Source organism: Streptomyces toxytricini (genome assembly GCF_014649915.1).
Taxonomy (GTDB): Bacteria; Actinomycetota; Actinomycetes; order Streptomycetales; family Streptomycetaceae; genus Streptomyces; species Streptomyces toxytricini.
Map to the genome: position 1 here is coordinate 139,625 of NZ_BMTY01000016.1, position 13,954 is coordinate 153,578.

Annotated in this window: 13 protein-coding genes; 3 read left to right on the top strand and 10 right to left on the bottom strand. The window is 73.7% G+C overall.

The features are described from left to right. Positions 1–27 precede the first annotated feature (27 nt). Positions 28–1,383: a lysine N(6)-hydroxylase/L-ornithine N(5)-oxygenase family protein gene (locus IE170_RS21175; protein ID WP_189811005.1), complete on the bottom strand. Its 1,356-nt coding sequence runs from the start codon at positions 1,381–1,383 to the stop codon at positions 28–30. A gap of 252 nt (positions 1,384–1,635) precedes the next feature. Here IE170_RS21175 and IE170_RS21180 point away from each other — a divergent pair, with 252 nt between their 5' ends. Together IE170_RS21180 and IE170_RS21185 are read left to right on the top strand one after the other, a co-directional pair. Next, positions 1,636–2,583 carry a methionyl-tRNA formyltransferase gene (locus tag IE170_RS21180; protein ID WP_189811006.1) on the top strand — a complete coding sequence of 316 codons (948 nt, stop codon included), beginning with the start codon at positions 1,636–1,638 and terminating at the stop codon, positions 2,581–2,583. Positions 2,584–2,712: 129 nt separating this feature from the next. Further along, on the top strand, positions 2,713–3,375 hold the full coding sequence (locus tag IE170_RS21185; protein ID WP_189811007.1) for a MarR family winged helix-turn-helix transcriptional regulator: 663 nt from the start codon (positions 2,713–2,715) through the stop codon (positions 3,373–3,375). A gap of 98 nt (positions 3,376–3,473) precedes the next feature. On the opposite strand, the gene IE170_RS21190 is transcribed toward IE170_RS21185, so the two are convergent. From IE170_RS21190 to IE170_RS21225, 8 genes are all read right to left on the bottom strand, one after another. Next, a complete protein-coding gene (locus IE170_RS21190; protein WP_189811008.1) occupies positions 3,474–4,490 on the bottom strand; it encodes a TIGR03842 family LLM class F420-dependent oxidoreductase in 1,017 nt (338 codons plus the stop codon). 12 nt (positions 4,491–4,502) lie between these two features. Beyond that, on the bottom strand, positions 4,503–5,903 hold the full coding sequence (gene hydA / locus IE170_RS21195; protein WP_189811009.1) for a dihydropyrimidinase: 1,401 nt from the start codon (positions 5,901–5,903) through the stop codon (positions 4,503–4,505). Positions 5,904–5,917: 14 nt separating this feature from the next. After that, positions 5,918–7,171, bottom strand: a complete 1,254-nt coding sequence (locus IE170_RS21200) for an aspartate aminotransferase family protein (protein ID WP_189811053.1) — start codon at positions 7,169–7,171, stop codon at positions 5,918–5,920. Between the two features lie 38 nt (positions 7,172–7,209). Further along, complete coding sequence (locus tag IE170_RS21205; protein ID WP_189811010.1) at positions 7,210–8,052, bottom strand: nitrilase-related carbon-nitrogen hydrolase; 843 nt, start codon at positions 8,050–8,052, stop codon at positions 7,210–7,212. A gap of 167 nt (positions 8,053–8,219) precedes the next feature. Continuing rightward, positions 8,220–10,253, bottom strand: coding sequence for a hypothetical protein (locus IE170_RS21210; protein WP_189811011.1), 2,034 nt, complete (start codon positions 10,251–10,253; stop codon positions 8,220–8,222). A 99-nt stretch (positions 10,254–10,352) separates the two neighbouring features. Then, entirely contained in the window at positions 10,353–10,733 is a 381-nt protein-coding gene (locus tag IE170_RS21215; protein WP_189811012.1) for a PPOX class F420-dependent oxidoreductase, read from the bottom strand. A gap of 9 nt (positions 10,734–10,742) precedes the next feature. Next, on the bottom strand, positions 10,743–10,934 hold the full coding sequence (locus IE170_RS21220) for a hypothetical protein (protein WP_189811013.1): 192 nt from the start codon (positions 10,932–10,934) through the stop codon (positions 10,743–10,745). Positions 10,935–11,010: 76 nt separating this feature from the next. After that, a complete protein-coding gene (locus tag IE170_RS21225) occupies positions 11,011–11,262 on the bottom strand; it encodes a helix-turn-helix domain-containing protein (RefSeq protein ID WP_114054902.1) in 252 nt (83 codons plus the stop codon). A 65-nt stretch (positions 11,263–11,327) separates the two neighbouring features. On the opposite strand from IE170_RS21225, the gene map reads away from it, so the two are divergent. Further along, complete coding sequence (map, locus tag IE170_RS21230; RefSeq protein WP_189811014.1) at positions 11,328–12,095, top strand: type I methionyl aminopeptidase; 768 nt, start codon at positions 11,328–11,330, stop codon at positions 12,093–12,095. Between the two features lie 30 nt (positions 12,096–12,125). On the opposite strand, the gene ggt is transcribed toward map, so the two are convergent. Then, positions 12,126–13,934, bottom strand: coding sequence for a gamma-glutamyltransferase (ggt, locus tag IE170_RS21235; protein ID WP_189811054.1), 1,809 nt, complete (start codon positions 13,932–13,934; stop codon positions 12,126–12,128). Positions 13,935–13,954 lie beyond the last annotated feature (20 nt).

Below are 13,954 nucleotides of genomic sequence, written 5' to 3' on the forward strand. Positions count from 1 at the left end.
CCGGGGTTGCGGGGGACGGCGGGGCCGTCAGCTGGCCAGGCCGATCCCGTCGGCGACCGGGCGGGGCCTGTTCTGCGCGGGCGCCGCGGGACCCCGGTCGAGGATGGAGTCGAGGATCTCGCCGACCCTGACGGCCGTGTTGGAGAGCAGGGACGACGTGATGCCGTGGGTGTGCTCGGTGCCGCCCTGGAGGTAGATGCTGCAGCGCAGTTCCGGGTCGGTGGTGAGCCGGTAGTCCCGTTCGACGCGGACGCGGCCCTCCTCGTCGCGCAGGCAGTGCTCGGCGACGGGGCCGAGGAGGCCGGTGGGGTCGGCGGGGCTGTAGCCGGTGGCGTAGACGACGACGTCGGCGTCGAGGACCGTCTCCCCCCCGGTGACCAGGGAGGTGATGCGGGCACGGACCCTGCCGTCGGCCTCCTCGACGCCGGTGAGGCGGGAGACGTTGATGAAGCGGAGGCGTTCGGTGCCGAGGACCTTCTCCTGGTACGCCTGCCGGTACAGGTCGTCGATGAGGTCGATGTCGACGACCGAGTAGTTGGTGTTGCCGTGGTAGTCCATCAGCTTGCGCTTGACGTCCCCGGGGGCGGCGAAGTACTCGTCGACGGCGGCCGGGTCGAAGATGCGGTTGGCGAAGCTGCTGTCGTCGGCGGGGCTGTAGCCGTAGCGGGAGAAGACGGCGCAGATCTCGGCCTCGGGGAAGCGGCGGTGCAGGTAGGCGACATTCTCGGCGGCGCTCTGCCCGGCGCCCACGACGACGAAGCGGCCGGGGTTCGCGCCGCCCAGGGCCTCCACCTTCGTGAGCAGCTCGGAGTTGTGCCACACGCGGTCGGTACGCTCCACGCCCTCGGGCATCAGCGGGCGCAGGCCGGTGCCGATGACGAGGTTGCGGGCGCGGTGGACCACGGTGTCGGTGCCGGAGCGGGCCGTGACGTCGAGGTACTCGATGGCGCCGTCCCGGACGACCGGCTCGATGGCGACGACCTCGTGCCCGTAGGACACCATGTCGTCGACCTTGGCGGCCGCCCACTCGAAGTAGTCGTGGAACTCGACGCGGAGCGGGAAGAGGTTCTTGTGGTTGACGAAGTCGACGAGCCGGCCCCTGCTCTGCAGGTAGCACAGGAAGCTGTATTCGCTGGTCGGGTTCCGCAGCGTCACGAGGTCCTTGAGGAAGGACACCTGCATGGTCGCGTCGTCGATCAGCATGCCGCGGTGCCAGCCGAAGCCGGGCTGCCGCTCGAAGAAGTGAGCGGTGACGGCCTCCTGCCTTCCGACGCGGGCGTTGTGCTCGCTCAGAGCTATCGCCATGGCCACATTGGACGGCCCGAAGCCGATGCCAATGAGGTCGTGGACCAGAGGGGCGTCGCCAGGAAGACCCTGAGACATGTCACTCCCATCGTGCGGAACTGCCGCCTGTGAGGCGTGGGGCGAAAAGAACGCGACACCGGCCCGGGGTCACCGTAAGCCGGCGGAAACTTAGGTAAAGCTAACCTCACCTGCGCCGAGCTGTCGACCCGACAAACCGGACAGCTGACGACTGTTCAGCCTTCAACTGGCTTGAAACAGACGCGTATTGCAATGTTAGGTAAGCCTTGCTTTACTTGCCGCGTTCATTCGCTCTTCCGAGGAGGAACCCCCATGCGGGTCGTCATGTTCGGTTACCAGACGTGGGGTCACCGCACCCTGAAAGCACTCCTGGAGTCCGAGCACGACGTCGTGATGGTCGTGACACACCCCAAGAGCGAGCACGCCTACGAGAAGATCTGGAGCGACTCGGTCGCCGACCTGGCCGAGGAGCACGGCGTGCCCGTCGCCATCCGCAACCGGCCCGACGACGAGGAGCTGTTCGACCTCCTCAAGCAGGCCGATCCGGACATCATCGTGGCCAACAACTGGCGTACGTGGATCCCGCCGCGCATCTACTCGCTCCCCCGCCACGGCACGCTGAACGTCCACGACTCGCTCCTGCCGAAGTACGCCGGCTTCTCCCCGCTGATCTGGGCCCTCATCAACGGCGAGCGGGAGGTGGGCGTCACGGCCCACATGATGGACGAGGTCCTCGACGCCGGCGACATCGTCGAGCAGCGCGCCGTCCCGGTGGGGCCCGCCGACACGGCCACCGACCTCTTCCACAAGACGGTCGACCTCATCGCCCCGGTCACCATCGGCGCCCTCGCCCGGATCGCCGCCGGGGAGACCGCGTTCACCAAGCAGGACCGCTCGCAGGCCAGCTTCTTCCACAAGCGGTCCGAGGAGGACATCCGCATCGACTGGAACTGGCCGGCCGACGTCCTGGAGCGCCTGGTCCGGGCGCAGTCCGCGCCGTACCCGAGCGCCTTCACCTTCCACAGGGGCAAGCGCCTGGAGATCCTCTCCGCCGTCGTGTCGCAGGGCCGCTACGGCGGCACGCCCGGCCGCATCTTCTACCGCGAGGGCGAGGGCGTCGTGATCGTCGCCGGCGCCGACGCCCGCACCGGCCGCAACCACGGCCTCGCCGTCACCCGCGTACGGACGGAGGACGGCCGCGAGCTGCCCGCCACCGAGTACTTCACCTCCATGGGCGGCTACCTCACCGGCCGCCCGTGAGCGCCGGGGCAGCGCAGCCCCGGCCTCGAACACTCCGGCGCCCCTCGGACGGTCCCGAGGGGCGCCGGCACTGCACGACACCACCGGGTCGCCGGACCACCGACCCGCAGGGCCAGCACGGGGGAGCGAATGGAACAGCCTGTCGTCACCGGCACCGCACGCGACGCGTCGGGAGCGGAGTTCGCCGTCGTCGGCATCTCGAACATGCCCGCGACCGACTGGGCCCAGGTGTTCCGGGCCCTCGCGCAGACCGACCTGACGCTCGCGGGCGGCGCGGCGGCCCGGGCGGTGGGCCAGGGCGCCGGCATGACGCCCCCGGGCGTCCTCGACCTCAACGCGTACCTCATGTACGCGGTCGGGAAGGCCGCGCGCCGCCGGCTCACCGAGCGGCTGGCCGCCCACGGCCTGCGGCTGTGGCACCTGACCGTCATGGCGCTGGTGGCCGACATGGGCCCGCAGATGAAGACGCTCCTGGCCGCCCGGCTCGACATGAACACCAGCGACCTGGTGAAGGTCGTCAACGACCTGGTGAAGGCCGGCCACGTCGTCTGCACCCGGGACCGCGACGACCGGCGGAAGGTCCTCGTCCGGCTGACGCCGGAAGGCCGCGCCTTCCTGGACCGGCTGAACGCGGACATCGCCGCCACCGACGACGACGTACTGGCCCCGCTGAGCAGGGACGAGCGCCAGGTGCTCGCGTCCCTGCTCCGCCGGGTCCACCAGCACCTGGAGCCGAACCCGTCCGATGCGGGCGCCGCCGCGTTAGGTCAGCGGCAGGCGCCCTCGACGTAGGTCGCGCGGGGCGGGTGCACGGCGGACATCCGGACGGCACCCCGCCGGGCCCCCGGCCGCGGAGACGGGCGGGGGCCCGGCGGCGCCTCTGCCAGGGGTCAGGCGTTGACCATGGGGATGACCTCGGAGCCGTACGCGTCGATCGTGGCCTCGCGGTTGTCGTGCATGTCGTAGACGGCGAACTGGTCTACGCCCAGGCCTCGGAGGTGGCGCAGTTTCGCGACGTGTGACTCTGCCGGGCCCAGGAGGCAGAAGCGGTCGACGATCTCGTCGGGGACGAACGCCGTGTCCGGGTTTCCGGCGCGGCCGTGGTGGCTGTAGTCGTAGCCGTGGCGGTCCTTGATGTACGCGGTGAGTTCGTCGGGGACCATGCCCGAGTGCTCACCGTAGCGGGCCACCAGGTCGGCGACGTGGTTGCCGACCATGCCGCCGAACCAGCGGCACTGGTCGCGGGCGTGGGCCAGGGCCTCCGGGGAGTCGTCGGCCGTGACGTAGGCGGGTGCCGCCACGCAGATGGTGAGGGCGTCGGGGTCGCGGCCGGCCTCGCTCGCGGCTTCCCGGACGGCCTTCACCATCCACTCCGTCAGGTACGGGTCCGCGAGTTGGAGGATGAAGCCGTCGGCCTTCTGCCCGGCCAGGGCGAGGGCCTTCGGGCCGTACGCCGCCATCCAGACCGGCAGTCTGCCGTTCCTGATCCACGGGATGCGGACCGGGTTGCCGTCCACGCTCGCCTCGCGGCCCTCCGCCAGGTCGCGGATGACGTCGATGGCCTCGCCGAGGCGTGCGAGGGTGTTGGGCTTGCGGCCGGCGACGCGCATCGCGGAGTCGCCGCGGCCGATGCCGCAGACGGTGCGGTTGCCGTACATGTCGTTGAGGGTGGCGAAGGTGGAGGCGGTCACCTCCCAGGTGCGGGTGCCCGGGTTGGTGACCATCGGGCCGATGTGGAGCTTCTGCGTGTTCGCGAGGATCTGGCTGTAGATGACGAACGGTTCCTGCCAGAGGACCGCGGAGTCGAAGGTCCAGCCGTAGCGGAAGCCGTTGCGCTCGGCCCGCTTCATGAGGCTGACGACCTGGGAGGCCGGCGGGTCGGTCTGCAGGACGAGGCCGAAGTCCATGCGGGGATCTCCTTACAGGTACTGGCAGGTGGAGCGGTGGATGAACGCCCCGTGGCCGGCCCGGCCGGTGTACTGGCGGCGGTCGATGACGAGTTCGCCCCGGGAGAGGACCGTCTCGACGCGCCCGGTGACCCGCCTGCCCTCGTACGCCGAGTAGTCCACGTTCATGTGGTGGGTCTCGGCGGAGAGGACCTGTTCGGCGTGCGGGTCGTACAGGACGATGTCGGCGTCCGAGCCCGGCGCGATGGTGCCCTTCTGGGGGTAGAGGCCGAACATGCGGGCCGGTGTCGCGCAGGCGATCTCGATCCAGCGGCGGCGCGAGATGTGCCCGTCCACGACCGCCTGGTGGAGGAGGTCCATGCGGTTCTCGACGCCCGGCAGGCCGTTCGGGATCTTCGAGAAGTCGCCCCGGCCCAGCTCCTTCTGGCCTCGGAAGCAGAACGGGCAGTGGTCGGTGGAGACGACCTGGAGGTCGTTGGTCCGCAGGCCCCGCCACAGCGCCGCCTGGTGCTCCTTCGGCCGCAGGGGCGTGCTGCACACGTACTTGGCGCCCTGGAAGTCCGGCTCGGCGAGGTTGTCGGTGGAGAGGAAGAGGTACTGCGGACAGGTCTCCCCGAAGACCGGCAGCCCCTTGTCGCGGGCCGCCGCCAGCTCCGCCACCGCCTCCTCCGCCGAGACGTGCACCACGTACAGCGGTGAGCCGGCGACCCGGGCCAGCTGGATCGCCCGGTGGGTGGCCTCGGCCTCCAGCAGCACCTTGCGGACCTCGCCGTGGTGGCGGGGGTCGGTCTCGCCGCGGGCCAGGGCCTGCTCGACGAGGACGTCGATCGCGATGCCGTTCTCGGCGTGCATCATGATCAGCCCGCCGTTGCCGGAGGCCCGCTGCATGGCGCGCAGGATCTGCCCGTCGTCGCTGTAGAAGACACCCGGGTAGGCCATGAACAGCTTGAAGGAGGTGATGCCCTCGCCGACGAGGAGGTCCATCTCCTTCAGGGTGGCCTCGTTGACGTCCGAGAGGATCATGTGGAAGGCGTAGTCGACGGCGCAGTTGCCGTCCGCCTTCGCGTACCAGGCGTCGAGTCCCTCCCGCAGCCCGCGGCCGACGCTCTGGACGGCGAAGTCGACGATGGTGGTGGTGCCGCCCCAGGCGGCGGCCCGGGTGCCCGTCTCGAAGGTGTCGGAGGCGGACGTCCCGCCGAAGGGCAGCTCCATGTGGGTGTGCGCGTCGACGCCGCCCGGGATGACGTACTTCCCGGTCGCGTCGAGGACGCGGTCGGCCGTCCAGGCTTGGGCGGCCGCCGAGCCGTGGGCGGCGAGGGCGGCGACCTTGCCGTCCTCGACCAGGACGTCGGCGTGGAGTTCGTCGGCGGCGGTGACGACGAGGCCGCCGCGGATCAGGGTGCGGTGGGACATGCGGCGCCTCCCGGCTACACGATGCTGCGCAGGGCCTGTTCGATGGTGTCGGCGCCCTCTTCCGCCTCGGCCACGGTGAGGGACAGCGGGGGCGCGATGCGCAGCACGCTGGTGTTGTGCCCGCCGCCCTTGCCGAGGAGCAGGCCGCCGCGGCGGGCGGCTTCCAGTACGGCCGACGCGGCGTCCGGGTCGGCCTGGTCGGTGCCGGGGCGGGTCAGCTCCACGGCGGCCATCAGGCCGCGGCCGCGGACCTCGCGGACGGCGGGCACGGCGGCCGCGGCGGCGCGGAGCCGTTCGAGGAGCATGCCGCCGACGCGGCGGGCGTTGCCCTGGAGGTCGTGTTCCAGCAGGTAGCCGAGGTTGGCGAGGCCGGCGGCCATGGTGACCGGGGAGCCGCCGAACGTGGAGATGGAGTTGGTGTCGAGGCAGTTCATGACCTCGGCGCGGGCGACGACGCCGCCGATGGACATGCCGTTGCCGATGCCCTTGGCGAAGGTGAGCATGTCGGGGGGGCCGCTGCGGTCGTGGGCCTGCCAGCCCCAGAAGTGGTCGCCGGTACGGCCCCAGCCGGTCTGCACCTCGTCGCTGATCCACAGGATGCCGTGCCGGTCGAGGACCTCCCGGAAGGCGGCGTACAGGCCGTCGGGCGGGGAGGTGAACCCGCCGACGCCCTGGATCGGCTCGGCGATCAGCGCCGCGACGGAGCCGCGGGCCTGGCCGAGGACGTCCTCCAGGTCGGCGACGGCCGCCGCGGTGAACTCCGTGTCCGACAGTGCGGCGAAGGGGCCTCGGGAGCGGACCGCGCCGTGGACGTAGTACGTCTGCAGCGGCGACAGGCTCGTCGGGGACCAGCCTCGGTTGCCGGTGACGGAGACGGTGCTGAAGGACCGGCCGTGGTAGCTGTTGCGCATCGCCAGGATCTGGTTGGAGCGGCGGTACGCGGTCGCGAGCAGCAGGGCGGCGTCGTTGGCCTCGGTGCCGGAGGTGGTGAAGAAGACCCGGGCGTCGGGGATGCCGGAGAGCGCGGCGATGCGCTCGGCGAGCTCCACCATGGGGCGGTTGAGGTACAAGGTGGAGGAGTGGATGAGGCGGCCGGCCTGTTCGGAGACGGCCTTGGTGACCTCGGGCAGTGCGTGCGCGGTCATCGTGGTGAGGATGCCGCCGAAGAAGTCGAGGTAGCGGTTGCCGTCGGCGTCCCACACGTGGCGGCCCTCGCCGTGCGTGAGCTCCAGGGGGCTCTCGTAGTACAGCGCCAGCCAGTCGGGCATGACGGAGCGGTGGCGGCTGAGCAGGGGGGTCGGGTCGGTCACGGCTGGACGAGTCCTTCGTAGGCGTCGGGGCGGCGGTCGCGGTAGAAGGCCCACTGGGTGCGGACCTGGTGGATGAGGTCGAAGTCCAGGTCGCGGACGAGGAGTTCCTCCTCCTTGTCGCTGGCGACGTCCCCGACGAACTGCCCGCGGGGGTCGACGAAGTAGCTGGTGCCGTAGAAGTCGTTGTCGCCGTACTCCTCGCGGCCGACGCGGTTGATCGCGGCGATGAAGTACTCGTTCGCGACGGCGGAGGCGGGCTGCTCCAGCTGCCACAGGTGCGCGGACAGGCCGCGGTGGGTGGCGGAGGGGTTGTAGACGAGCTGGGCGCCGGCGAGGCCGAGGGCGCGCCAGCCCTCCGGGAAGTGCCGGTCGTAGCAGATGTAGACGCCGACCTTGCCGACGGCGGTGTCGAAGACCGGCCAGCCGAGGTTGCCGGGGCGGAAGTAGTACTTCTCCCAGAAGCCCTTGACCTGCGGGATGTGGTGCTTGCGGTACTTGCCGAGGTAGCTGCCGTCGGCGTCGATGACGGCGGCGGTGTTGTAGTAGAAGCCGGAGTCCTCGATCTCGAAGACGGGGACGACGATGACCATGCCGGTCTCGCGGGCGAGGTCCTGCATGCGGCGGACGGTCGGGCCGTCGGGGACGGGCTCGGCCCAGCGGTAGTGCTCGGGCTCCTGCACCTGGCAGAAGTAGGGGGCGTTGAAGACCTCCTGGAACCCGATGATCCGCGCGCCCTGGGCTGCGGCCGCGCGGGCGTGCGCCTCGTGTTTGGCGATCATCGACTCGGTGTCTCCGGTCCAGGTGGCCTGGACGAGTGCGGCGCGGACGACTTGGGCCATGAGCTGCTCCTCGCGACGGGAACGCCGACTTCTACGCACGTAGACGGTGTGCGTAGGGAGTAGAACGTAGGCCCCGTCACACTGCGGGGCAAGACCGCCTTGCACGGTTGGAGCAGTCGGTCGCAATCGAGCAGAGTTCGGTCAAACTCGCTCAATAGGCGGTCGGTTCAGGAGTCGGGGAGTTTCGCGACGCGCAGGGCGTGGGCGAGGTCGCGGCGGTGTCCTGCGGAGACGGCCTCGGCGGCGCGCAGCAGGCGGGGGACGAGCCGGCCGGGGTCGCTGCGGGCGACGCGGGCGGCGTCCTCCGCGCTCCGGGCCCGTACGAACGCCCCAAGGACGGCGTCCGCCTCACGCTCCCGGCCGGCGTCGAGGAGCGCGGCGGCGGCCTCGGCGATGTCGGCGGCGGGGCGGGCAACGCCCTGCCGCAGCAGCGCCGCGCAGTCGGCGTGCCGCCCGGCCGCCCCGAGCGCCGCCGCGACCGCCGCGAGCCGGTCGGGCGGGAGCGAGGCCGCCTCCCACAGCAGCGTCGCCCAGTCGGCACCGAGCCCGGCGCGGCCCAGCCCGTCGGCGAGCGCAGCCAGCCGCCCGGGCGGCCAGCCGGCCGCCGCACAGAGCAGGGCGTACGCCTCACCGCCCCGCCCGGACATCCGCAGCCGAGCCAGCTCCCGCACGAACCGGCCGATGTCGTCGTCCCGCCCGGCCGCGCCCTCGCCGACGGCGTCACCGGGGTCGGAGGCCCAGCCGTGGGCCGCCCCGGCGCCCGCGGCACCGGCGTCGGCGGCCCCGCCGTGGGCGGCACCGGGGTCGGCGACGCCAGGGCGGGCGGCCCGGCGGTCGGCGGCCCCCGTGCCCGCGGCCCGGCCGTCGGGAGCCGGGCCGTCGGCGGTGGCGGCGCCCGCGGGAGCGGCGCCCGCTGGAGCGGTGACTGCGGCCGGTCCCACAGCAGGCGCGTCGGCAGCGGTAGCCGGGGCCGCGTCCCCGTGGGCGGCAGGGGCGGCGGTCCTGCCCGCGGGGGCGGCCGCTCCCGCCGCCCCCGCGAACCGCGCGCCCCGCGGCGCCGGTGCCGGTGCCGGTGCCGGTGGCCCGGCGTACGGGGTGCCGGTCGCCGCCGCATCCTCCGCGGGGGCCGCACCCGCATACCGCGCCCCACCCGCCTTCCGCACCCGCCGGCGCGGCGACCGCTTCTGCGCGCCGGCGGAGCCGGCACCCTCCGGCTCCGGACCGCCACCCGTCGGGACACCGCAATCGGAGCGGCCATCCGCGGAGTGGTCCGCGTCAGCCGCCCCCGCATGAAGTGCGCCGCCCCCATGACGCACCTCCCCCCGCGGGAGCCGCGCCTGCGGCGCGCCGGCGGGAACGGAGCCTTCCTCCGGCCCCGGGGCACCGGCAGGCGACCCGCCGCCGGCGTCTGCGACGTCCCGCACCGGCAGCCCCGTGTCCGGCAGTTCCTCGGGACCCGCACCGCCCACCGGCTTCGGAGGGCCGGCGAACGGCACACCACCGCCCATGCCGTCCCGCGCGGAACGATCGGCGTCGCCCCCGCCCGCGGACGGCGCCCCTCCCGCCGTCCGCAGGTCCCGCCTCGGCAGCCGCGCCTGCGGCAGTCCGGCACCGGCCGGGTGCACCGGGGCTCCCATCGGCGGCGCGTCACCATGCGGGGGGCGGCCCTGCTCGGCCGTGCCATCCCACGGGCCGCATCCGGCTGCGGAGGTGGGCGGCCCGGGCTGGGCGGGGATGGCCGTGAGGGGCGCACGCGCCGTGAGGGTGGTCAGGCGGGTGGTGAGGTCCCTGTGGCGGGATGTCGCGCGGGCCGTGTCGTCGCGGAGCCAGGCCCGTTCGGATGCCAGGGCCGCCGCCTCCGTGCGGTCGGCCGCCCCCGCGAGGCGGGTCGTCAGCGCGTGCAGGGCGGCTTCGCAGGCGGTGCGCTGGGCGGCGGCGGCCGCGAGCTGGGCGCGGAGTTCCTCCGCGCCTCCCGGCAGGCGGTCCAGCTCCGCGGCCGCCTCGGCGCGCAGCCGGGCCGCGTACCGGACCTCGCGGGCCGCGGCCTCGGCGCCGCGGGCCGCTTCCAGGTCGGCGAGCAGCGACTCGACCACGTCCCACGGCGCCAGCGCCGCGCCCTCCAGGCAGGCCCGCAGCCCCTCGGGGTCCCGGCGCAGGAACTCCCCGTACCAGCCTGCTCCCGGGTCCAGGCGCTGCGTCAAGCCCTGTAAGTAGCCGGAGAGTCGTGCGGTCGCCGGCGAGGTCGCGGTCTCCATCCCGGCATTGGACACCACCCGTGTTACGGGCGGGCTACGGGCGCCTCACACGCGGATGGCGATGCCCACGTGCGGGCGCTTGCCGAGGCGGGCGGCCGCGGCGGGCAGGTCCACCGCCCAGAACTGCCACGTGTACTTCCGCGACATCAGCCGCCGCACCCGCTTCAGCCCGTCCGCGTCGAGGATCCGCGCCGTGCCCTCCAGGACTCCGGCCCCCGGCTCGACGTTCCCGCGGACGTCGCACGGGGCGAGGGAGACCCGGCCGTCGTTCCGGATCCGCTTGACCTTCCAGGAGTCGCTGCGCGTCCAGACGAACAGCTCGCCGCCGTCCGCGACCGCCCACACGGGCGTGGCGACGGCCGTGCCGTTCTTCCGGTACGTGGTCAGGCTGACGTATTTGCCGCGGCCGAGCTCTTCGAGGGTCATCCCGCGAGGCTACGGCACCCCCGGCCGCCCGGGGCCGTCCGGTGGTGAGGGTGCGGGGCCGCGGGTCGCGGCGCCGCCCGCCGGGCCCGTACGACGCGGGGCCTCTTCGGGGGCCGCGCAGGCGGCGACGAGCAGGCCGGCGGCGAGGACGGCGCCGAGGAGTCCGATTCCGAGGCGCTGGGGCGCGTTGCTCTCTGGCACGCCCTCAGGCTTGCCCCGTGCCCCGCTGCTCCCACCCCGGATTGGTCCGTTCGGCCCGCCGCCCCTCCCCCGCCCGTCAGGCCGGGACGAGGGCGCAGCGGCGGACGACGTCGTCCAGGGAGAGGCCGAGCGCCTGCGCCAGCGCGGCGACGGTGAAGAAGGCCGGGGTCGGCGCCCGCCCGGTCTCGATCTTGCGGAGGGTCTCGGCGGACAGCCCGGCGGCTGCCGCGACCTCGACCATGCTGCGCCCGCCGCGGGCCTCGCGGAGCAGGCCGCCGAGGCGTTCGCCGCGCTCGCGCTCTTCGGGGGTGAGGGGGGTTCGGACCATGGCCCCATCGTACCGCCGGCCCCCAACAACAATCCCGGTAAAGTTATACCGGTATAGTTATTGGCATGGTGCAGTTGAAGACGGACAAGCAGATCGACGAGATGCGCGCCGCGGGCCGTGTCGTGGGCCGCGCCCTCGCCGCGGTGCGGGCGACCGCGCGCGTCGGGGTCACGCCCCGGTCCCTGGACCGGGTGGCGCGCGGGGTGCTCGCGGAGGCGGGGGCGTCCTCGCCGTTCCTCGGCTACCGGCCGCGGTTCGCCCCGGTGCCCTTCCCCGCGACGGCCTGCGTCTCGGTCAACGACGCGATCGTGCACGGCATCCCGGACGACCGCCCCCTCGCCGACGGCGACCTCGTCAGCGTCGACTTCGGCGCCCGCCTGCGCGGCTGGGTCGGGGACGCCGCCGTCACCTTCGCGGTCGGCCGCCCCCGCCCCGCCGACCTGCGGCTCGTCGAGACGGCGGAGGCCGCCCTCGCCGCCGGCATCGCCGCGGCCGTCCCCGGCAACCGGATCGGGGACATCGCCCACGCCGTCGGCACGGTCTGCCGCTCCGCCGGATACGGCATTCCCGACGGCTTCGGCGGGCACGGTGTGGGCCGCGGCATGCACGAGGACCCGGGCGTGCCCAACGAGGGGCGGCCGGGGCGCGGCGTGGTGCTGCGCCCCGGCATGGTCCTGGCGATCGAGCCGATGCTGATCGCGGGCGGGACGGACGACTACACCTGCGACGGGGACGGCTGGACCCTGCGCACCGCCGACGGCAGCCGCGCCGCCCACGCGGAGCACACGGTCGCCGTCACCGCCGCCGGCCCCCGGATCCTCACGGCACCGTGACCGCCGGCACCGCACGGATCCGGGCCGGCGTCACGGCTTCCCGTGCGGGTGGACCGCCATCGCCGAGCCCCCGCCGCGCCGGGTGCGCTCCGCGGCCGCCAGCCAGCGCCCGTCCGGGAGCCGCTGCACGCCGGTCGCGGCGCCGATCTCCGGGTTCGGCCGGAAGGCGTGCCCCAGTGCCTCCAGTTCGGCGCGCAGCGGGCCGTCCCACAGGCCCGGCTCCAGTTCGGTGGTGGCCTGGTTGCGCTGGCTGGCGCGCGGCGCGGCGATGGCGTCGACCAGCGGCAGCCCGCGGTCCAGGTGCCCGGTCAGGGTCTGCAGCACGGTGGTGATGATGGTGGCCCCGCCCGGGGAGCCCACCGCGAGGACCGGCCGCCCGTGCTCGAGCACGATGGTCGGCGACATCGACGACCGCGGCCGCTTGCCGGGCCCCGGCAGGTTCGGGTCCGGCACCCCGGGGACGGCCGGGGCGAAGGAGAAGTCCGTCAGCTCGTTGTTCAGCAGGAAGCCCCGCCCGGGGACGGTGATCCCGCTGCCTCCGGTGGACTCGATGGTCAGCGTGTACGAGACGACGTTGCCCCACCGGTCGGCGACCGTCAGGTGCGTGGTGTTCTCCCCCTCGTACGTGGTCGGTACGGCCTTCCCTGCCGCGGCGCACGGCTGCGGATCGCGCGGGTCGCCCGGCGCGAGCGGGCTGGTCAGCGCCCGGTCGGGCCTGATCAGGCAGCCGCGCGCGTCCGCGAACCGCTGCGAGAGCAGCTCCCGCGTCGGGACCCGCTCGAAGGCCGGGTCGCCGACCCAGCGGCCCCGGTCGGCGAAGGAGATCCGGGAGGCCTCGATGAAGCGGTGCAGGTACTGGGCCTGCGACAGCCGGCCCAGGTCGGTGCGCTCCAGGATGTTCAGCGCCTCGCCGACGGTGGTGCCGCCGGAGGACGACGGCGCCATGCTGTACACGTCGAGGCCGCGGTAGGAGATGCGCGTCGGATCCTGCCGCTTGGTGGTGTACGCGCGCAGGTCCGCGGCGGTCAGGTCGCCGGGGCGGACGTTGCGGGTGGCGGCCGGGTCGACGGGCGGACGGCGGACGGTGTCGACGATGTCGTCGGCGATCGGACCCCGGTACATGGCGCCGGTGCCCTTGCGGGCGATCTCCGCGTACGTGTCCGCGAGGTCCGGGTTCTTGAAGGTGGAGCCGACGACGGGGAGGGCGCCACCGGGCAGGAACAGCGCCCTGGTGTCGGGAAAGTCCCTGAAGCGGGCCTCGTTGGCCTCGGTCTGGGCGCGGAAGGTCGCGTCCACGGTGAAGCCGCTGCGCGCGAGTCTCTCCGCCGGTTTCAGCAGCTGCTTCAGCGGGCGGGTGCCCCATGCGTCGAGGGCGCTCTTCCAGGTGGCGGGGGTGCCGGGGACGCCGACGCCGAGGCCACTGGTCTGGCCCTCCGCGAACGGGATGGGGAGGCCGTTCTCCTGGAAGAGTCCGGCGGTCGCCGAGGCCGGCGCGGTCTCCCGGCCGTCGATGGTGTGCACGCGGCGGGTGCGGGCGTCGTAGTGGACGAAGTACCCCCCGCCGCCGATGCCGGCGGAGTACGGCTCGGTGACGCCGAGAGCGGCAGCGGTCGCGACGGCGGCGTCGACGGCGTTGCCGCCGGAGCGGAGCACGCCGATGCCGGCGGCGGTGGCGTCGGGGTCGACGCTGGCGACGACGCCGCCCCAGCCGACCGCCACCGGCGTCTTGGCGGGGGTTTCCTCCCCGGCGGGGGAGGGCGGGGCCGCGGCGCCGGTGGACACCAGGGTCCCGGCGAGGGCGGCGGCGAGCGCTAACAGACGTGGGGCGGGGCGGCGCATGGCGTACCTCCGGTCGGCGA